At 72.1% G+C, this 20,633-nt stretch carries 15 protein-coding genes and 1 pseudogene; 11 read left to right on the forward strand and 5 right to left on the reverse strand.

Annotation, left to right across the window (positions count from 1 at the left end; all coding sequences use genetic code 11):
• Positions 1-105: 105 nt before the first annotated feature.
• Genes fdhD through Q5762_RS34575 form a run of 5 tightly spaced genes read right to left on the reverse strand, consistent with a single transcriptional unit; the run spans position 106 to position 6,760 of the window.
• On the reverse strand, positions 106-954 hold the full coding sequence (gene fdhD / locus Q5762_RS34555; RefSeq protein WP_315896270.1) for a formate dehydrogenase accessory sulfurtransferase FdhD: 849 nt from the start codon (positions 952-954) through the stop codon (positions 106-108).
• A gap of 4 nt (positions 955-958) precedes the next feature.
• Positions 959-1,819 (reverse strand): 2Fe-2S iron-sulfur cluster-binding protein, encoded by an 861-nt coding sequence (locus tag Q5762_RS34560; RefSeq protein ID WP_315896271.1) that lies wholly within the window; start codon positions 1,817-1,819, stop codon positions 959-961.
• Positions 1,816-3,849: an NADH-ubiquinone oxidoreductase-F iron-sulfur binding region domain-containing protein gene (locus tag Q5762_RS34565; protein WP_315896272.1), complete on the reverse strand. Its 2,034-nt coding sequence runs from the start codon at positions 3,847-3,849 to the stop codon at positions 1,816-1,818. Before Q5762_RS34565 ends, Q5762_RS34560 begins: the two co-directional genes overlap by 4 nt.
• On the reverse strand, positions 3,849-5,777 hold the full coding sequence (locus Q5762_RS34570; RefSeq protein WP_315896273.1) for a molybdopterin-dependent oxidoreductase: 1,929 nt from the start codon (positions 5,775-5,777) through the stop codon (positions 3,849-3,851). Before Q5762_RS34570 ends, Q5762_RS34565 begins: the two co-directional genes overlap by 1 nt.
• The gene (locus tag Q5762_RS34575) at positions 5,774-6,760 is read right to left on the reverse strand and encodes a 2-dehydropantoate 2-reductase (protein ID WP_315896274.1); all 987 of its coding nucleotides are present in this window, start codon (positions 6,758-6,760) and stop codon (positions 5,774-5,776) included. The genes Q5762_RS34570 and Q5762_RS34575 overlap by 4 nt, the downstream gene beginning before the upstream one ends.
• A 268-nt stretch (positions 6,761-7,028) precedes the next feature.
• On the opposite strand from Q5762_RS34575, the gene Q5762_RS34580 reads away from it, so the two are divergent.
• The 11 genes and pseudogenes from Q5762_RS34580 to Q5762_RS34630 form a co-directional block, all read left to right on the forward strand.
• Positions 7,029-7,976 (forward strand): beta-ketoacyl-ACP synthase III, encoded by a 948-nt coding sequence (locus Q5762_RS34580; protein ID WP_315896275.1) that lies wholly within the window; start codon positions 7,029-7,031, stop codon positions 7,974-7,976.
• A gap of 129 nt (positions 7,977-8,105) precedes the next feature.
• Positions 8,106-8,783 carry a GntR family transcriptional regulator gene (locus tag Q5762_RS34585; protein WP_315896276.1) on the forward strand — a complete coding sequence of 226 codons (678 nt, stop codon included), beginning with the start codon at positions 8,106-8,108 and terminating at the stop codon, positions 8,781-8,783.
• A 179-nt stretch (positions 8,784-8,962) separates the two neighbouring features.
• Complete coding sequence (locus Q5762_RS34590; RefSeq protein WP_315896277.1) at positions 8,963-9,538, forward strand: hypothetical protein; 576 nt, start codon at positions 8,963-8,965, stop codon at positions 9,536-9,538.
• An 87-nt stretch (positions 9,539-9,625) separates the two neighbouring features.
• Positions 9,626-10,270 carry a class F sortase gene (locus Q5762_RS34595; RefSeq protein ID WP_315896278.1) on the forward strand — a complete coding sequence of 215 codons (645 nt, stop codon included), beginning with the start codon at positions 9,626-9,628 and terminating at the stop codon, positions 10,268-10,270.
• Between the two features lie 171 nt (positions 10,271-10,441).
• Positions 10,442-11,623 (forward strand): ROK family transcriptional regulator, encoded by a 1,182-nt coding sequence (locus tag Q5762_RS34600; RefSeq protein WP_315896279.1) that lies wholly within the window; start codon positions 10,442-10,444, stop codon positions 11,621-11,623.
• A gap of 164 nt (positions 11,624-11,787) precedes the next feature.
• Positions 11,788-13,293, forward strand: coding sequence for a sugar ABC transporter ATP-binding protein (locus tag Q5762_RS34605; protein WP_315896280.1), 1,506 nt, complete (start codon positions 11,788-11,790; stop codon positions 13,291-13,293).
• A complete protein-coding gene (locus Q5762_RS34610; protein ID WP_315896281.1) occupies positions 13,290-14,300 on the forward strand; it encodes an ABC transporter permease in 1,011 nt (336 codons plus the stop codon). The genes Q5762_RS34605 and Q5762_RS34610 overlap by 4 nt, the downstream gene beginning before the upstream one ends.
• 58 nt (positions 14,301-14,358) lie before the next feature.
• Positions 14,359-15,396 (forward strand): substrate-binding domain-containing protein, encoded by a 1,038-nt coding sequence (locus tag Q5762_RS34615; RefSeq protein WP_315896282.1) that lies wholly within the window; start codon positions 14,359-14,361, stop codon positions 15,394-15,396.
• Between the two features lie 47 nt (positions 15,397-15,443).
• A complete protein-coding gene (locus Q5762_RS34620; RefSeq protein WP_315896283.1) occupies positions 15,444-16,661 on the forward strand; it encodes a Gfo/Idh/MocA family oxidoreductase in 1,218 nt (405 codons plus the stop codon).
• Positions 16,662-16,674: 13 nt separating this feature from the next.
• A complete protein-coding gene (locus Q5762_RS34625) occupies positions 16,675-17,679 on the forward strand; it encodes a sugar phosphate isomerase/epimerase family protein (protein WP_315896284.1) in 1,005 nt (334 codons plus the stop codon).
• A gap of 269 nt (positions 17,680-17,948) precedes the next feature.
• Positions 17,949-20,479 (forward strand): annotated as a pseudogene (locus Q5762_RS34630) (PQQ-dependent sugar dehydrogenase); the annotation flags it as partial.
• Positions 20,480-20,633 lie beyond the last annotated feature (154 nt).

Consider the following 20,633-nt stretch of genomic DNA (forward strand, 5'->3'; position numbering starts at 1 on the left):
GTCCGGCGATTGAGGACACGGTTTCGGGGCGCGGGGCCGGCCGGCGCAGGGGGCGCTCCCCGCCGGCCGGCGGCCCGACCCGTGCGGCGGGCGGCGAGAACCCGGTCAGCCGTGCGAGGCCGCGGCCCCGAGGGCGATCCGGTGCTCGCCCGCGTACACGTTCATGTCCGGCCCGCGCAGGAAGCCGACCAGCGTGAGCCCCGTCTCCGCGGCCAGGTCCACCGCCAGCGAGGACGGCGCGGAGACCGCCGCGAGCACCGGAATGCCCGCCATCACCGCCTTCTGCGCCAGCTCGAACGACGCCCGGCCGGAGACCAGCAGCACCGCCCGGGACAGCGGCAGCCGCCCGTCGCTCAGCGCCCGGCCCACCAGCTTGTCCACCGCGTTGTGCCGGCCGACGTCCTCCCGTACGTCCAGCAGCTCGCCGTCCTCCGAGAACAGCGCCGCCGCGTGGAGCCCCCCGGTCCGGTCGAAGACCCGCTGCGCCGCCCGCAGCCGGTCGGGGAGGCGGGACAGGAGCTCGGGCGTCAGCCGGACCGGGGGAGCGTCGGCGATCGGGAAACGGGCCGTGGTGCGCACGGCGTCCAGGCTGGCCTTGCCGCACAGCCCGCACGACGACGTCGTGTACACGTTCCGCTCCAGGGTGATGTCCGGGACCGGCACCCCGGGAGCGAGCTGGACGTCCACCACGTTGTACGTGTTCGTACCGTCGTCCTTGGCGCCCGCGCAGTACACGATGTTCCGCACGTCCGAGGCCGCGCCGAGCACGCCCTCGCTGACCAGGAACCCGGCCGCGAGCGCGAAGTCGTCGCCGGGCGTACGCATCGTGATCGCGAGCGGCCGGCCGTTCAGCCGGATCTCCAGCGGCTCCTCGGCCACCAGGGTGTCCGGGCGTTCGTTGACGGCCTCGCCCCGGATCCGGATGACGCGCCGTCGCTCGGTGACCCGTCCCATGTGGTTACACCCGATTCTGTACGTGCTGGAAGCCGAAACGGCCCTTGATACAGAGGTTGCCATGGGTCACCGGGTTGTCGTGCGGCGAGGTGACCTTGACGATCTCGTTGTCCTGGACATGCAGGGTGAGGTTGCAGCCCACCCCGCAGTACGCGCAGACCGTCGTCGTCTCCGTCTGCGCCGCCTCGTCCCAGCTGCCGTCCGCGCGCATGTCGAACTCCCGCTTGAAGCTCAGCGCGCCCGTCGGACAGACCTCGACGCAGTTGCCGCAGTACACGCACGCCGACTCGGTGAGCGGCCCGTCGTGCTCCACGGCGATCCGGGCGTCGAAGCCACGGCCGGTCACGGAGATCGCGAAGGAGTTCTGCCACTGGTCGCCGCAGGCGTCGACGCATTTGTAGCAGAGGACGCACTTGTCGTACTCGCGGACGTAGAGGTCGTTGTCGATCCGCGGCTCCTCGCCCAGTCGGCGCGCGTCCGGGCCGAACCGATCCGGCTCGGCCCCGTACTCCTTGAGCCACTCGGCGGCGCCGGGGGTGGTGGAGAGGTCCACGGAGGAGGCGAGCAGCTCCAGGACGACCTTGCGGCTGTGCCGGGTGCGTTCGGTGTCGGTACGGACGACCATGCCGGGCTCGGCGCGGCGCGAGCAGGCCGGGGCGAGGGTCCTGGCCCCCTCGACCTCGACCACGCACAGCCGGCAGGCGTTCTTCGGGGTGAGCGTGTCGCCGTGGCAGAGCGTCGGCACGTCCGTACCGGCCGCGCGGCAGGCGTCCAGGATCGTGGCGCCCTCCGGGACGCGGACGGGCGCGCCGTCGAGCGTGAACTCGAGGAGGCGGCGGGGCGGGGCGAGCGGAATCGTGGTCACCGGTAGACCCCCAGACGGTCGATGGCGGATTCGACGGCGTTCCACGCGGTCTGGCCGAGACCGCAGATCGAGGCGTCGCGCAGGGCCTGCCCGACCTCGCGCAGCAGGGCGATGTCGGCGGCGGCCGCGTCCCCCGTACGGTCCTTGATGCGGTGCAGCGCCTCCTCCTGTCGGACCGTGCCGACCCGGCAGGGCACGCACTGGCCGCAGGACTCGTCGCGGAAGAACTCGGCGATACGGAGCAGGATCCGCGGCAGGTCCACGGACTCGTCGAGGACAAGGACGACCCCCGAGCCGAGCGTGGTCCCTGCGGCGCGGGTGCCCTCGAAGGTGAGCGGGATGTCCAGCTCGTCGGGGCGGACGAAGCCGCCCGCCGCGCCGCCGAGGAGGACCGCGCGCAGGGTGTCGGGCTTCCCGGCGAGGTCGAGGAGCTCACCGAGGGTGGCGCCGAAGGGGAGTTCGTACACGCCTGGCCGGTCGACGTTCCCGGACACGCAGAACAGCTTGGTCTCGGCGGCGCGGAAGGCCTCGGCGCCGAGGGTGAGGATCGGCAGGACGTTGACGAGCGTCTCGACGTTGTTGGCGGCGGTGGGCTTCCCGAAGAGGCCCTTCTCCACGGGGAACGGCGGCTTGGAGCGGGGCTCGCCCCGGTAGCCCTCGATGGAGTTGAAGAGGGCGGTCTCCTCGCCGCAGATGTACGCGCCGGCCCCGCGCCGGATCTCGATGTCGAAGGCGAAACCGCTGCCGAGGATGTCGTCGCCGAGCAGCCCACGGGCACGGGCCTCGCCGATGGCGTGGTCGAGTCGCTCGTACGCCCGGGGGTACTCGCCCCGGATGTAGAGGTAGCCGTGGTGGGCGCCGACGGCGAACCCGGCGACGGTCATCGCCTCCACGAGCGCGTACGGGTCCCCCTCCATGACGACCCGGTCCTTGAAGGTCCCCGGCTCCGACTCGTCGGCGTTGCACACGACGTAGTGCGGGCCGTCGGCCTGGGCGGCGGTCGCCTGCCACTTCCGCCCGGTCGGGAACGCGGCCCCACCCCGCCCGACGAGCCCGGAGTCGGTGACCTCCCGAATGACCCCGGCGGGCCCGAGCGCGAATGCTCGGCGGAGGGCGGCGTAACCGCCATGGGCCCGGTAGTCGTCGACGCTGGAGGGATCGACGACCCCGACTCGCGCCAGTAGGCGTTGTGGGCAATCGTCCCGCAGGGCGGTGGGGGTCCCCCCGGACGGAGTCTGGGGGAGGGTGGGCACAACCCGACCACCGGCCCGCACCGGTCGCGCAGCGTGTTGCGGCACGGCCATGGCGGCGTTCGCCTCAGGCGGGACGGCCTCGGGACTGACGGTGGCCCCCGCAAGCGCGTCGACCGTCGCGGGCGCGACCACCCGGGCCAGCCGCGTGCGCGGCCCGTCGCCCCGGGCCGTGCCTCCCGGGGCGACGGGGTTCAAGGTGGGCGCGGCCGTCGGCTCCTGCCCGCTCAGCGCGCCGAGCAGCGAGGCCCCGGGCCCCAGGGCCGGACGGTCACCGGACGCGACCGGAGCCGTGGCGTCCGCGTCCACCCCCGCCCGTACCAGCAACGCCGCCGGCGCCCGCTCGCACAGCCCCAGGCAGGGGCTCGGGCTGAACGCGACCCCATCGACAACCAGGCCCTCCGTCAGCCGCGTCGAGCCGCGCGCCGCGCACACCAGGTCCGTACAGACGTGCAGGACCTGCGCCGGACGCGGCCGCACCGCGAACATCGAGTAGAACGTGGCCACCCCGTACGCCTCCGCCGGCGGCACCGTGAGACGCCGGCACAGGTAGGCCAGGCCGCCCTCGCTGATCCAGCCCACCCGGTCGTTGAGCGCGTGCAGCCCCGGCAGCAGCAGGTCCCGGCGCTCCCGGGCCTCCCGCCCGCCCCGGGCCCACCGCAGATCCGCCGCCGAACGGTCGTCCGCGCCGTCCCACGCCGAATCCGGCGGGCCGAGGACCGCGTCGACCGCCTCCCGCTCCTCGTCCGACGGCTTGCCGTCCCCGAAGCGCAGATCCATCAGACGTCCACCCTCTCGTCCGCCAGCTTCTCGATCCGTATCGCCGACGCCTTGAACTCCGCCGTGCCCGCGATCGGACAGTTCGCCTCGATCGTCAGCTGGTTGGTGTCGACCTCGTCCGGAAAGTGCATCGTCATGAACGCGAGCCCCGGCCGCAGCGCGGGATCGACCCACACCGGCGCCACCACCGACCCCCGCCGTGAGGCCACCCGGACCTCCTGGCCCACCGCGACCCCGTACCGCTCCGCGTCCTCCGGGCAGAGCTCCACGTACTCCCCGCGCCGCAGGGGAGAGGCGAAACTCCCGCTCTGCACCCCGGTGTTGTACGAGTCGAGCCGCCGCCCGGTCGTCAGCCGGATCGGATACCGCTCGTCGGTCAGATCGACCGGCGGATCGTGCAGCACGATCCCGAACGGGGCGAGCCTGCCCCGCTGTTCGGGATCCGCCTCCCACAACCGGCCGTGCAGGAAGGACGGTTCGAGCCGCTCCAGGTCCGGGCAGGGCCACTGGATGCCCTGGTGCTGCTCAAGCCGGTCGTACGTCATGCCCCAGTGGTCCGGGGACAGCGCCCGCAGCTCGTTCCAGACCGACTCCGCGTCCGGGTACGCCCACTCCTCGTGGCCGAGCCGCCGCGCCAGGTCGCAGATGATGTCGATGTCCTCGCGGGCCTCGCCCGGCGGACGCAGCGCCTTCCGTACCCGCTGAACCCGCCGCTCGCTGTTGGTCGTCGTGCCGTCCGTCTCGCACCAGGCCGCCGTCGCGGGCAGCACCACGTCCGCGAACTCGGCGGTCTTCGTCAGGAAGATGTCCTGCACCACCAGACAGTCCAGCTTCGCGAGCCGCTCCATCGCCTGCCCGCTGTCCGCCTCCGACTGCGCCGGGTTCTCGCCGACGCAGTACACCGCCCGCAGCTCGCCGCTCTCCATCGCCTCGAACATCTCCGTGAGCGTCCGCCCGTAGCGCGGCTGGATCGAAGTGCCCCAGAACGACTCGAACTTCGCCCGTACACCCGAGTCCAGGATGTCCTGGAAGCCGGGCAGCCGGTTCGGGATGGCGCCCATGTCCCCGCCGCCCTGCACGTTGTTCTGCCCGCGCAGCGGCTGCACACCGGAGCCGTACCGCCCCACATGCCCGGTCAGGAGCGCCAGGTTGATCAGCGCGCGGACGTTGTCGGTGCCGTTGTGGTGCTCGGTGATGCCGAGCGTCCAGCACAGCTGCGCCCGCTCGGCGCGGGCGAACGCGTGCGCCAACTCCCGTATGGCGGCGGCCGGTACACCCGTCACCTTCGAGGCGGCCGTCAGCGTCCACGGCTCGACCAGCTCCCGGTACTCCTCGAAGCCGCTGGTCGCCCGCTCCACGAACGCCCGGTTGTACAGGCCCTCGTGGATGATCTCGCGGCCGATCGCGTGCGCCAGCGGGATGTCGGTGCCGACGTCCAGGCCGAGCCAGCTCTCCGCCCACTCGGCGGTCGAGGTGCGGCGCGGATCGACCGCGTACATCCGCGCCCCGTTCCGTATCCCCTTCAGTACGTGCTGGAAGAAGATCGGGTGCGCGAAGCGGGCGTTGGAGCCCCACATCACGATCACGTCGGTGTGCTCGATCTCCTCGTACGAGGACGTGCCGCCGCCCGATCCGAACACCGCCGACAGACCGGCGACGCTCGGCGCGTGACAGGTCCGGTTGCAGGAGTCGACGTCGTTGGTGCCCATCACCACCCGCGCGAACTTCTGCGCCACGTAGTTCATCTCGTTGGTGGCGCGGGCGCAGGAGAACATCCCGAACGCGCCCTGGGCCGCCCGGAATCCGGCCGCCGCCCGGTCCAGCGCCTCGTCCCAGCTCGCCGTCCGCAGCGGCCCGCCCTTCTCGTCCCGTACGAGCGGGTGGGTGAGCCGGGTGTACATCTTCGGTTCGCGGTTCCGGTTCTTCATGCCGGGCTCCCGGGCTGGATGGACTGGTTCGCGAGCAGGTCCGACAGGGCGTGGACGGTACGGAGCGTCGGTACGGGTACGTCGGTGACGTCGGCGAGCTCCACGACGGCCGCGAGCAGCACGTCCAGCTCCAGGGGCTTGCCCCGCTCCAGGTCCTGGAGGGTGGAGGTGCGGTGGTCGCCGACCCGTTCCGCGCCGGCGAGGCGGCGCTCGACGGAGATGTCGGGGCGGCAGCCGAGGGCCGCGGCGACGGCCAGGGTCTCGTGCATCATCTGCTCGATCACCTGCCGCGTACCGCCGTGCCGGCACATCTGGCGCATCGTCGCCCGGGCGAGCGCGCTGATGGGGTTGAAGGAGATGTTGCCGAGCAGCTTGATCCAGATGTCGTGGCGCAACTCCGCCTCGACCGGGCACTTCAGGCCCCCGGCGCGCATCGCCTCCGCGAACATCTCGCAGCGCTTGGAGGCGGAGCGGTCGGGCTCGCCGATGGAGAACCGGGTTCCTTCCAGGTGGCGGACGACGCCGGGGCCGCTCAGCTCGGTCGCCGCGTAGACGACGCAGCCGATGGCCCGCTCGGGGGCGAGCACGGCCGAGACCGCGCCGCCGGGGTCGACGCTCTCGACGCGATGGCCGTCGTGCGGGCCGCCGTGCCGGTGGAAGTACCACCAGGGGATGCCGTTCTGGGCGGCGACGACCGCCGTGGTGTCGTGCAGGAGCGGCGCGACGAGCGGCCCGCACGCCGCGTACGCGTTGGCCTTGAGGCCGAGGAAGACGTAGTCGACCGGGCCGATCTCGGCCGGGTCGTCGGTGGCGTGCACGCGGGCGGTGAAATCGCCGCGCGGGCTCTCGACCCGTACACCGTGCTGCCGCATGGCCGCGAGATGCGGTCCACGGGCGATGAGATGGACATCGGCGCCGGCGCGGTCGAGCGCGGCTCCGACGTAGGCGCCGATCGCTCCGGCGCCGAGGACTGCGACCTTCACGTGCGGATCTCCGTTCGGTCGAGGGAACCGTTCGCGGGAACCGGGAGGGGAGGTGTGTCTTCGTGTGTCTTCGTGGGTGAGTCAGTAAGTGTCGACGAAATATTGTCTACAGTATGGAGGAGGGGTCGACAAGGGGCGCGGAACGTCTGTTGTCACGGTCTCCCAACACCTACGGGCGAATCTTGGTGGTTTACGTGCCTGGTTACCGATCAGTCGCTGGTCAGGATGGGAGGTCCTGCTTCCACCTGAACCCAAGGGGGTCCCGAGCATGACGGGCACTCGTATCGCCGCGCTCGGGCACTACCAGCCCGCCAAGGTGCTCACCAACGAAGATCTGGCCGCGCTCGTCGACACCAGCGACGAGTGGATCAGCAGCCGGGTCGGCATCAGGACGCGCCACATGGCCGGCCCCGACGAGCCGGTCGACGAACTCGCCGCGCACGCCGCAGGCAAGGCGCTCGCCACCGCCGGCCTCGCCGCGACCGACATCGACCTGGTCCTCGTCGCGACCTCGACGGCGATCGACCGCTCGCCCAACACGGCGGCCCGCGTCGCCGCACGGCTCGGTATGGCCTCGCCCGCCACCATGGACCTCAACGTGGTCTGCGCGGGATTCACGCACGCGCTCGCCACAGCCGACCACGCGATCCGGGCGGGCGCCGCCCGCCGCGCCCTGGTCATCGGCGCGGACAAGATGACCGAGGTCACCGACTGGACCGACCGCACCACCTGCGTCCTCGTCGGCGACGGCGCGGGCGCGGCGGTCGTCGAGGCGGTGGAGGACGGGGCCGATCCGGGCATCGGCCCGGTGCTCTGGGGCTCCGTCCCGGAGATGGGCCACGCCGTCCGGATCGAGGGCACCCCGCCGCGCTTCGCGCAGGAGGGCCAGTCCGTCTACCGCTGGGCCACCCAGCAGCTGCCCGCCCTGGCCCGCCAGGTGTGCGAGCGCTCGGGCTACACCCCGGAGGACCTGGCCGGAGTGGTCCTGCACCAGGCCAACCTGCGGATCATCGAGCCGCTCGCCGCGAAGATCGGCGCGGTCAACGCGGTCGTGGCCCGGGATGTCGTCGAGTCCGGCAACACCTCGGCCGCCTCGATCCCGCTCGCCCTCGCCAAGCTGGTCGAGCGCGGGGAGCTCCCGTCCGGGGCGCCGACGCTGCTCTTCGGCTTCGGCGGCAACCTCTCGTACGCGGGGCAGGTCGTCCGGGTTCCGTAACCCCGCTCGGCCCGCAGGGGGTTGTTTCGGCCGAGATCGCGAAGGGCCGCATGCCTGGACTTGTGCGTCGGTAGACTGTAGACGATAGCCAATTCGGGTTGATCGCCTACGGCGTACGAGGGGGCCGCGATGTTGTCCGCAGGACTGCCGCAGGGGGCCGTGCCCCGGCTGGAGCGGCCGGGGCCGCTGCGCGACCGGGTCTACGAAGCGCTGCTGGAGCTGATCACGACCCGGGCCCTGCGGCCCGGTCAGCATCTGGTCGAGAGCGAACTCGCCGGCCACCTCGGTGTCTCCCGGCAGCCGGTGCGCGAGGCGCTCCAGCGGCTGAACACCGAGGGCTGGGTCGATCTGCGGCCGGCACAGGGGGCGTTCGTCCACGACCCGACCGACGAAGAGGCCGACCAACTGCTCTCCGTCCGTACGCTCCTGGAGGCCGAGGCCGCCCGGCTCGCCGCCGCGAACTCCGGCTCGGCCGGGATCGCCGCGCTCGAGGAACTCTGCGCGCGGGGCGAGCAGGCCGTGGCGGACGACGACGTCGACCTGGCCGTGGCGACGAACGCGGCCTTCCACGCCAAGGTCATGGAGCTGGCCGGAAACGTCGTACTGTCCGAGCTGGCGGGGCAGGTCGACCGCCGCGTCCGCTGGTACTACACGCCGGTCGCCCGGCAGCGCGGCGAACAGTCCTGGAGGGAACACCGCCAGCTGATCGCCGCGATCGAGGCCCGCGACGAGTCCCGCGCGACGACGGTGATGCGAGCCCACACGGAACACACGCGAGCGACGTACCGCGAACACAGCCAGGGCTGACGCCGCCCCACAACGCACGGGGCCGGTGCCGGCTCAAGGCCCGTACAGCCTGTGGGTCTGGTGTTCGCGCGGTTGACCCGTCCGGCGGAGTCCGGTGGCGAGGCCCCCGGGCCCGCCTTAGCTTCGGACGGGTCGAGGGACATCAGGCCGCCCTCGCGTGACCGGGAGGACCGACCGCCATGCGACGCGCGATACGTGGTGCCGCCACCGCCCTGCTCGCCACCGCCGCCCTCTGCCTGGCCGCACCCGCGGCCGCGGCGGGCGACGACGATCTGTGGGGCGAGGGTACGGGCATCGGCGAGGGCGCCGGCGACGGTACCGGTCGCAACATCACGTCCTTCGGCTTCTCCGTGTCGCCCGAGACGGTCGCCCCCGGCGGCACGGTCACGCTGAAGTCCGACGGCTGCGAGGCCCCCTCGGTGACCGTCACCTCCGGAGTCTTCGACTCCGTCACCCTCAAGGAGGGCCGCGCGGGCACCGCGAAGGTCGACGCCGACGCCAAGGCCGGCGCGGAGTACCAGGTGACCTTCGAGTGCAAGGGCGAGAAGGGCACCGCGACGCTCACCATCGCGGGCGGTCACACCACCCCCGACACGGACACCGGCGCGCACAAAGGCGTCAGGGCCGGCTTCGGCGGCGGGGCCGACGCCATGGGCGCCACCGAGGTCGTCACGGGCACCGCGCTGATCGCGGGCGCGCTCGGCGCGGGCGGCGTCCTGCTGCTGCGCCGCCGCCGCGCCGACGACCGCGCCTGAAACGGCTCCTCCGCCCTGGGGTGACGAGGTCCGGGGCGGAGGAGCGTCATCGCGAACAGCGGGAATCGGGAATCGGGAGCGCACATCGTGCAGGGGTCGAACGGGCCGTCCAGGCGCGGCGCGTGGGGCGTCGTCATCGTCGTCCTGCTCTTCGGCGTCCATCTCGTCCGGGGCGGTACGGAGCAGTGGCCGGCCGGAGGGCCCCCTCAGCCGCTCGCCGCCGCGGCCCCGGACCACGCCGCCGCCGGCGCCCCCGTGAACGTCCGCGATCCGCTGCCCGCCTCCCGCCCGGCCCGGATCCGCGTCCCCGCCGTCCGGATCGACGCGCCCGTCACGGCCGTGGGCCTCGACGCCGAGGGCTGGATCGACACCCCGCCCCCGTACGACACGAACCTCGCCGGCTGGTTCACCGGCGCCGTCACGCCGGGGGAGAAGGGCACGGCGGTCGTCGTCGGCCATGTCGACACCCCGGACGGCCGGGCCGTCTTCTACGACCTCGGGGCGCTGGCCAAGGGCCACCGCGTCGAGATCGCCCGCAAGGACGGCAGGACCGCCGTCTTCGCCGTGTACGGCATCGAGGTCGTCCCCAAGGAGGGCTTCCCCGCCGAGCGGATCTACCGGGCCTCCCCGTACCCCGAGCTGCGCGTCATCACCTGTGGCGGGGGCTTCTCCCGGCAGCGGGGGTACGACGGCAACGTCGTCGTCTCCGCCCGCCTGGTCGAGGTGCGCTGAGCCGACCTTCCCCCGACCCGGCTTTGTCCTCAATCAGGAAAAAGTCTGCACGGATTGCTGCGCGACTTCTTCCCACCTCCGGACACCACTGCTACGTTCCCGCTCGAAAGCCCGGCGGAGATCCGACCGAAGGGCTTCGCCGACTCGCTAGGGGAGGGGCGCGTGAGGCGTATGACGGCACGACCCGCCAACGCGCACCAGGCGCGACTGCTGCGCCTGCTGCGTGACGGAGGCCCCAACTCCCGTGCGCAGCTCGGCGATCAGGTCGACCTGTCCCGCTCGCGGCTCGCCGTCGAGGTCGACCGGCTCCTCGACACCGGCCTCGTCGTCGCGGACGGCCTCGCCGCCTCGCGCGGCGGCCGCCGTTCGCACAACATCCGGCTCGCGCCCGAACTCCGCTTCCTCGGCGTCGACATCGGCGCCACGTCCGTCGACGTGGCCGTCACCAACGCCGAGTTGGAGGTGCTCGGGCATCTCAACCACCCCATGGACGTCCGTGAGGGCCCCGTCGCCGTCTTCGAGCAGGCCCTCACCATGGCGGCCAAACTCCGGGCCTCCGGTCTCGCCGAAGGCTTCGACGGCGCGGGCGTCGGCGTCCCCGGTCCGGTCCGCTTCCCCGAGGGCATCCCCGTCGCGCCGCCGATCATGCCCGGCTGGGACGGCTTCCCCGTACGGGAGGCGCTCAGCCAGGAACTCGGCTGCCCGGTCATGGTCGACAACGACGTGAACCTGATGGCCATGGGGGAGCAGCACGCGGGCGTCGCCCGCTCGGTCGGCGACTTCCTCTGCGTCAAGATCGGTACGGGCATCGGCTGCGGCATCGTCGTGGGCGGGGACGTCTACCGCGGTACGACGGGCAGCGCCGGCGACATCGGGCACATCCAGGTGGAACCGGACGGCCGTTCCTGCGCGTGCGGCAACAAGGGCTGCCTGGAAGCCCACTTCAGCGGTGCCGCCCTGGCCCGCGACGCCGAGGACGCGGCGCGCGCGGGCCGGTCGGAGGAGCTCGCCGGACGCCTCGCGGCGGCCGGCCGGCTCACGGCGGTCGACGTCGCCGCGGCGGCCGCCGCCGGGGACGCCACCGCGCTCGCCCTCATCCGTGAGGGCGGCAACCGGGTCGGGCAGGTCATCGCCGGACTCGTCAGCTTCTTCAATCCCGGTCTGGTGGTGATCGGCGGCGGAGTCACCGGCCTCGGTCACAACCTCCTCGCCAGTGTCCGCACCCAGGTCTACCGCCAGTCCCTCCCGCTGGCCACCGGCAACCTCCCCATCGTGCTCGGCGAGTTGGGCCAGACAGCCGGCGTCATCGGCGCGGCCCGCCTCATCAGCGACCACCTCTTCTCCCCGGCGTAGAGCCCGGTTGTGGGCATGCGTTCCGCTGGGGCGGAACGGGTGGGCACAACCACCCACCGGCCCGCACCCGCCCGTACCACCTAAGTCAGCACCCGCTCAGGCGCACACCCGCAACCGCCGAGGGGACCTCACCCATGCCTCAAGAGCCACCACCCCTACTCACCATGTCCGAAATCACCAAGTCCTTCCCCGGCGTCCGCGCCCTCGACGGCGTGGACCTCGAAGTCGCACCCGGCGAGGTCCACTGCCTCCTCGGCCAGAACGGTGCCGGGAAGTCCACCCTCATCAAGGTCCTCGCCGGCGCCCACCAACCCGACGGCGGCCGGATCACCTGGCGCGGCGAACCCGTCCAGCTCCGCTCCCCGATCGCCGCCATGCGCCTCGGCATCGCCACCATCTACCAGGAGCTCGACCTCGTCGAAGGGCTCTCCGTCGCCGAGAACGTCCACCTCGGCCACGAACCCACCACCGCCGGCTTCGTCGTCCGCGCCCGCGCCGCCCGCGCGTCCACGGCCGCCCTCCTCAAGCGGCTCGGGCACCCCGAGATCGACCCGGCCCGCCGCGTCGGGGAACTCTCCGCCGCCCAGCAGCAGATCGTGTCGATGGCCCGCGCCCTCTCCCACGACGTCCGGCTCATCGTCATGGACGAGCCGTCCGCCGCCCTCGATCCGGACGAGGTCGACAACCTCTTCCGTATCGTCGCCGACCTCACCGCCGACGGAGTCGCCGTCGTCTACATCTCCCACCGCCTGGAGGAGATCCGGCGGATCGGCGACCGGGTCACCGTCCTCAAGGACGGCCGCGCCGTCGCCGGCGGTCTGCCCGCCGCCTCGACGCCGACCCGTGACATCGTTGCCCTGATGACCGGCCGGAACGTCGAGTACGTCTTCCCGCCCCGGCCGACCGAACCGCCGGCCGCGGCCGCCGCGGCCACCGCACCCCTGCTCCAGGTCCAAGGTCTCGCCAGAGAAGGGGAGTTCGCGCCGGTCGACCTCGACCTGCGGTCCGGGGAGATCGTCGGCCTCGCCGGGCTCGTCGGCTCGGGCCGCTCCGAGATCCTGGAGACGATCTACGGCGCCCGGAAGGCCACCGCCGGACGCGTCGTCGTCGACGGCCGCCCCCTGCGCCCCGGCAGCGTCCGCGCCGCCGTCCGCGCCGGGCTCGGTCTCGCCCCCGAGGAACGCAAGGCCCAGGGCCTGCTGATGCTGGAGTCCGTCACCCGTAACGTCTCCGTCTCCACGCTCTCCCGCTTCGCGCGCGCCGGCTGGATCGACCGTAACGGCGAACGCGAAGCCGCCCGGACCGCCACCCGGGAGCTGTCGCTGCGGCCCGACAACCCCGACGCCCCGATCCGTACCCTGTCCGGCGGCAACCAGCAGAAGGCCGTCCTCGCCCGCTGGCTGCTGCGCGGCTGCCGCGTCCTGCTCCTGGACGAGCCGACCCGCGGCGTCGACGTCGGCGCCCGTGCCGAGCTGTACGCCGTCATCCGCCGCCTCGCCGACGACGGCCTCGCCGTCCTCCTCGTGTCGAGCGAAGTGCCCGAGGTCCTGGGCCTGGCCGACCGCGTCCTGGTGCTCCGGGAAGGCCGTGTCGTCCACACGGCACCCGCCCGCGACCTCGACGAACACCGCGTACTCGACCTCGTGATGGAAGGGAGCCCGCACGCATGACGCTGTCGACGGCCAAGAACACCGAGGCGACCGCGCGGGACGGCGGCAGCCGGCGCCCCCTCGGCCTGAGAGCCGACGTGCGCAACCTGTCCCTGCTGGGCGTGCTCGCCGTCCTGATCGCGGTCGGCGGCCTCACCCGCCCCGACGAGTTCCTCGCCGTCTCCAACCTCCAACTCGTCCTCACCCAGGCCTCCGTGATCGGTGTCGTCACCGTCGGCATGACCTTCGTCATCACCAGCGGCGGCATCGACCTCTCCGTCGGCGCGATCGTCGCCCTCGCCTCCGTCTGGGCGACGACGCTCGCGACACAGGAGTACGGATTCGCCGGCATCCTCTTCACCGCCGTCGTCGTCGGCGTGGGCTGCGGACTGGTGAACGGGCTGCTCGTCGCGTACGGCGGGATGGTCCCCTTCATCGCGACCCTCGCCATGCTCGCCTCGGCCCGCGGCCTCGCCCTGCAGATCACCGACGGCCGGACGCAGATCGTCACCGTCGACTCCGTCCTCGACCTCGGCGTCCCCGACGCCTACCTCCTGGGCATCCCGCCGCTCGTTCTCGTCTTCGCCGCCGTCACCGTCCTCGGCTGGCTGATCCTCAACCGGACCACCTTCGGCCGCCGCACGGTCGCCGTCGGCGGCAACGCGGAAGCCGCCCGCCTGGCCGGCATCGACGTACGCCGTCAGCGCCTCTACCTCTACCTGCTGTCGGGCCTGTGCTGCGGCATCGCGGCCTTCCTCCTGATCATCCTGTCCGGATCCGGTCAGAACACCAACGGCAACCTGTACGAACTCGACGCCATCGCCGCCGCGATCATCGGCGGCACGCTCCTCAGCGGCGGCCGGGGCACCATCGTCGGCTCCGTCCTCGGTGTCCTCGTCTTCACCACGATCACCAACATCTTCGCGCTCAACAACCTGCAGAGCGACGTCCAGCAGATCGCCAAGGGCGCGATCATCGTCGCCGCCGTCCTGGTCCAGCACCGCACCGCCCGCCACGGCGAGAGCTGACCCTCACCCCGATCCCCATCCCCCGCAATGCCCCCTCACCCCGAAGGGATCCATCGCCATGCCAGAAACCAGCCGTAGAGGACTGCTGTTCGGCACCGCGGCCGTCTCCGCCGGAGCCCTCCTCACCGCCTGCACCAGCAACGAGCCCAAGAACCAGGCCCCGGCGGCGAGCAACGCCCCCGCCGCCGACGACAAGCCCGGCACGCCCGTCACCATCGGCTTCGCCGGCCCCCAGGCCGACCACGGCTGGCTCAACGCCATCAACCAGAACGCCAAGGAGCGGGCGAAGAAGTACTCCGACGTCACCCTGGAGATCACCGAGGGCTCCAACGACACCGCCGTCCAGATCGGCCAGATCCAGACCCTCATCAACAAGAAGGTCGACGTCCTGGTCATCCTGCCCGCCGACGGCAAGGCGCTCACGCAGGTCGGCCTCCAGGCCATGAAGGCCGGCATCCCGGTCGTCAACCTGGACCGGATCTTCGCCTCCCCGCAGGCCTACCGCTGCTGGATCGGCGGCGACAACTACGGCATGGGGCTCAACGCCGGCCGCTACATCGGCGAGCAGCTCAAGGACAAGCCGTACGCCACCGTGATCGAACTCGCGGGCCTGGACAGCCTGGAGCTGACCAAGCAGCGCTCCCAGGGCTTCGACGACGCCCTCAAGAACTACCCCAACATCCGCAAGGTGGCCCGCCAGGCGGCCGACTTCACGGTCGAGTCGGGTCAGGCCAAGATGGCCCAACTCCTGCAGGCGCAGTCTAAGTTCGACGCGCTCTGGAACCACGACGACGACCAGGGCGTCGGCGCGCTGCGGGCCATCGCGCAGGCCGGCCGCAAGGACTTCCTGATGGTCGGCGGCGCCGGCGCGAAGTCCGCGATGGACGCCATCAAGGCCGACGACGGCGTGCTCAAGGCCACCGTCCTCTACCCGCCGACCATGGCCGCGTCCGCCATCGACCTGGCCCGGGCCCTCGGCCAGAAGAAGGGCGTCAGCGGCATGTCCGAGCAGGAGATCCCGGCCTCGCTCACCCTCTACTCGGCCGTCGTGACCAAGGAGAACGTCGACGAGTACCTGCCCACCGGCTTCAGCTGACCGGCCTCCGGCCGCCCCCACCGCGCAACCGACGAGGAGGAATCCGTATGGAACAGAGGGACAGCGAGTCCGGCGAGGCCACGCCGCCGACACTCGGCATCGGCATGGTCGGGTACGCGTTCATGGGCGCCGCCCACTCCCAGGGGTGGCGCACCGCCGGGCGCGTCTTCGACCTGCCGCTGCGGCCCGTCCTCGCCGCCGTCGCCGGCCGTGACCGGGGCGCGGTGCGCGCGGCGGCGGCCAAGCACGGCTGGGCCGCCGCCGAGACCGACTGGCGCGCCCTCGTCGCCCGTGACGACGTCCAACTCGTGGACGTCTGCACCCCGGGCGACAGCCATGCGGAGATCGCCGTCGCCGCCCTGGAGGCGGGCAAGCACGTCCTGTGCGAGAAGCCGCTCGCCAACTCCGTGGCCGAGGCGGAGGCCATGGTCGCCGCCGCCGAGGCCGCGGCCGCCCGTGGCCAGGTCGCCATGGTCGGCTTCAACTACCGGCGGGTGCCGGCCCTCGCGTACGCCCGCCGGCTCGTCGCGGAAGGCAGGCTCGGCGCGCTGCGGCACGTACGGGTCACCTATCTGCAGGACTGGCTCGTCGACCCGGACTTCCCGCTGACCTGGCGCCTGGAGCGCGAGCACGCGGGGTCCGGGGCCCTCGGCGACCTCGGTGCGCACGCCGTCGACCTCGCCCAGTACCTCGCGGGGGAGCTCCTGGTCGGGGTCTCGGCGCTCACCGAGACCTTCGTACGGGAGCGTCCGCTGCTCGCGGGCGTGTCGGCCGGGCTCTCCGGTGCGGGGGCGTCGGGCGGGGCGTACGGGGCGGTGACCGTGGACGACGCGGCGCTGTTCACCGGGCGGCTCGCCTCCGGCGCGCTCGCCTCCTTCGAGGCGACCCGGATGGCCGCGGGCCGGAAGAACGCCCTGCGGCTCGAGATCAACGGGGAGCAGGGCTCGCTCGCCTTCGACCTGGAGCGGCTCAACGAGCTCTCCTTCCACGACCACACCGAACCGGCCGCCTCCGCGGGCTTCCGCCGCATCCTGGTGACCGAGCCGGACCATCCGTACCTGGAGGGCTGGTGGCCCCCCGGTCACGCACTCGGCTACGAGCACACCTTCGTCCACCAGGCGCGCGACCTGGTGCTCGCCGTCGCGTCGGGGACGACCGCCCCCGCCCCGTCCTTCGCCGACGGGCTCCAGGTGCAGCGGGTGCTCGCCGCCGTGGAGGAGAGCGCCGAGAAGAACGCCGTCTACACCCCCGTACCGCTGCGCTAGGAGGCTGCCGATCGTGTCCCGTCCCTTCACGCTCTTCACCGGCCAGTGGGCCGACCTGCCGCTGGAAGAGGTCTGCCGGCTCGCCCGCGACTTCGGCTACGACGGCCTCGAACTCGCCTGCTGGGGCGACCACTTCGAGGTCGACAAGGCGCTGGCGGACCCGTCGTACGTCGACGGCCGCCGCGCCCTCCTGGAGAAGTACGGCCTGAAGTGCTGGGCGATCTCCAACCACCTGGTGGGCCAGGCGGTCTGCGACCACCCGATCGACGAGCGCCACCAGGCCATCGTGCCCGCCCGGATCTGGGGCGACGGCGAGCCGGAAGGCGTACGGCGGCGGGCGGCGCGCGAGCTGGCCGACACCGCCCGGGCCGCCGGAGCGCTCGGAGTCGACACCGTCATCGGCTTCACCGGCTCGTCGATCTGGCACCTGGTGGCGATGTTCCCGCCGGTCCCGGAGCGCCTGATCGAGCGCGGCTACCAGGACTTCGCGGAGCGCTGGAACCCGATCCTGGACGTCTTCGACGCCGAGGGCGTCCGCTTCGCGCACGAGGTCCATCCGAGCGAGATCGCGTACGACTACTGGACCACGCAGCGGGCGCTCGACGCGGTGGACCACCGGCCGGCCTTCGGCCTCAACTTCGACCCGAGTCACTTCGTCTGGCAGGACCTCGACCCGGTCGGCTTCCTCTGGGACTTCCGCGACCGGATCTACCACGTGGACTGCAAGGAGGCCCGCAAGCGCCTCGACGGGCGCAACGGCCGGCTCGGCTCGCATCTGCCGTGGGGCGATCCCCGGCGCGGCTGGGACTTCGTCTCGGCCGGGCACGGCGACGTGCCGTGGGAGGACGTCTTCCGGATGCTCCGCTCGATCGGCTACGCAGGGCCGATCTCGGTGGAGTGGGAGGACGCCGGGATGGACCGGCTGACCGGCGCTCCGGAAGCGCTTTCCCACCTCAAGCGGTTCGACTTCGACCCGCCGGCGGCCTCCTTCGACGCGGCCTTCGGCGGTCGCGACTGAGGCGTCGGGCCTGAGTTGCTCCAGCTGGACGCCCGGGTGGTGGCGACGTCACCCGGGCCGCTCCGCCCTGCCCTCGACGGGCTTTGTCCTGTCGCGGTGAAAAGTTTGACGAGGGCCGTGTGCAAAGGCTTTCCGGCCTGGACGAACCCCGCTACGGTCCATGATGTGTACATGACGTAAGGACGTAACTCGAAGGTTGCGACCAGCGTGACGGCGCGCGCCGGTCCCCGGACACCCGCACTCCATCGGCCCTCATCCGGAGGACATTCGTGCACAGCGGGAAACGCCCCCGAGCCAGAAAGCCCCTCGCCCTTCTCGCCGCCGGCCTTCTCGCCCTCGGCGGCCAACAGGCCCTCGCGGCCGAGCCGGACAGCGGTACCGGCGCCGGCACCGGTGGCGCCGCCGCCGAGGAGTTCCAGCAGGTCACCCTCGCCAAGGGCGGTGAGGAGGTCGGCGAACCGATGTCGCTGGCCGTGCTCCCCGACCGCAGCGTCCTGCACACCTCACGCGGCGGCGAGCTGCGCCGTACCGACGCCGCCGGCAACACCGAGGTGATCGGCACCATCCCCGTCTACTCCCACGACGAGGAAGGCCTCCAGGGCATCGGACTCGACCCGAACTTCGCCCAGAACAAGGCCATTTACCTCTACTACGCGCCGCCGCTCGACACCCCCGCCGGCGACGCGCCCGAGAACGGCACCGCCGCCGACTTCGCGAAGTACGACGGGTCAACCGGCTCTCCCGCTTCACGCTGAAGGCCGACGGCACCCTCGACGACGCCAGCGAGAAGAAGGTCATCGACATCCCCGCCACCCGGGGCATCTGCTGCCACGTCGGCGGCGACATCGACTTCGACGCGCAGGGCAACCTCTACCTGTCGACCGGCGACGACTCCAACCCCTTCGCCTCCGACGGCTTCACCCCCATCGACGAACGCCCCGGCCGCAACCCGGCGTTCGACGCACGGCGGACCTCCGGCAACACCAACGACCTGCGCGGCAAGATCCTGCGCATCAAGGTCGCGGACGACGGCTCGTACACCGTCCCGGACGGCAACCTCTTCGCCGCGGGCACCGCGAAGACCCGCCCCGAGATCTACGCCATGGGCTTCCGCAACCCCTTCCGCTTCAGCGTCGACAAGGCGACCGGCGTCCTCTATGTCGGCGACTACGGCCCCGACGCGGGCGCGGCGGACCCGAGCCGCGGACGGGCCGGCCAGGTCGAGTTCGCCCGCGTCACCAAGCCCGGCAACTTCGGCTGGCCGTTCTGCACCGGCAGGAACGACGCCTACCGCGACTACGACTTCGCGACCAAGGAGTCCGGCGCCGCCTTCGACTGCGCCGCGCCCAAGAACGAGTCGCCGTACAACACCGGACTCGTCGACGTCCCGCCGGCCGAGCCCGCCTGGATCCCGTACAACGGCGGCTCCGTACCGGAGTTCGGCACCGGCTCCGAGTCCCCGATGGGCGGTCCCGTCTACCGCTACGACGCCGCCTCGACCTCCCCGGTCAAGTTCCCGGAGGCATACGACGGCGACTTCTTCGCCGGCGAGTTCGGCCGGCGCTGGATCAGGCGGGTCGAGCAGGGCGCGGACGGCGCCGTCCAGTCCATCAACCCCGTGCCCTGGACCGGCACCCAGGTGATGGACATGGCCTTCGGCCCCGACGGTGCGCTGTACGTCCTCGACTACGGCACCGCCTGGTTCGGCGGCGACCACAACTCCGGGCTCTACCGCATCGAGAACGCCACCGGCGGACGCTCCCCGGTCGCCGAGGCGAAGGCCGACAAGACCTCGGGCGTGTCCCCTCTGAAGGTCGCCTTCTCCTCCGCCGGGACGACCGACGGTGACGGCGACGCCCTCACGTACAGCTGGGACTTCGGCGACGGCGGTACGTCGACGGCCGCCAACCCCACGTACACGTACCGGAAGAACGGCACCTACACCGCGACCGTGACCGCCAAGGACCCCAGCGGCCGCACCGGTTCGGCCTCCGTCCACGTCGTCGTCGGCAGCACCGCGCCGAAGGTCACCCTCGAACTCCCCGCGAAGGGCGCCCTCTTCGCCTTCGGTGACGAGATCCCGTTCAAGGTGAAGGTCACCGACCCGGAGGACGGCGCGATCGACTGCGCCAAGGTCAAGGTCACCTACGTCCTCGGCCACGACAGTCACGGCCACCCGGTCACCTCGGCCAACGGCTGCACGGGCACCATCAAGACCTCCTCCGACGGCGGCCATGACGACGACGCCAACATCTTCGCCGTCTTCGACGCCGAGTACACCGACGGCGGAGGCGGCGGCCAGGCCGCCCTCACCACCCACGACCAGGCCAAGCTCCAGCCGCGCCACCGCCAGGCCGAGCACTTCGACGCCCAGAACGGCGTCGCCGTCATCGACAAGGCCCCGGCGAACGGCGGACGGACCGTCGGGGACATCCACGACGGTGACTGGATCTCCCTCAAGCCCTACAGCCTGAGCGGGGCCACCAAGCTCACCGCCCGCGTCTCCTCCGGCGGCGTCGGCGGCTTCCTCGAAGTCCGCACCGGATCGCCCACCGGGCCCCTGCACCGCTCCGCGGCCGTCCCCGTGACCGGCGGCTGGGAGACCTTCCAGGATGTCGACGTACCCCTGCGGAACCTGCCCCGCGCCTCCACCGAACTCTTCCTCGTCTTCAAGGGCGGCGCGGGCGCGCTCTACGACGTGGACGACTTCACGATCTCCAGCACCCCGGCCGACCGTAACGCCAAGCGGGCCCTCGTCCACGTGAAGGACGGCGAACGCGACGACTCCGTCCGCGACGGCTACCGCATGGCGGACGTCGGGGACGGAGACATCGACTACCGGCGCTTCATCTCCGCGGTGAACCGCACCCACCACCGGTACCGCGCCCACCACTGGCAGGCCGAACACGACAACCCGGTCGAGTCCTTCGCGTTCGCCCGGAAGTCCAGCGCGC

The sequence above is a fragment of the Streptomyces sp. P9(2023) genome, assembly GCF_032436795.1.
Classification (GTDB): Bacteria; Actinomycetota; Actinomycetes; order Streptomycetales; family Streptomycetaceae; genus Streptomyces.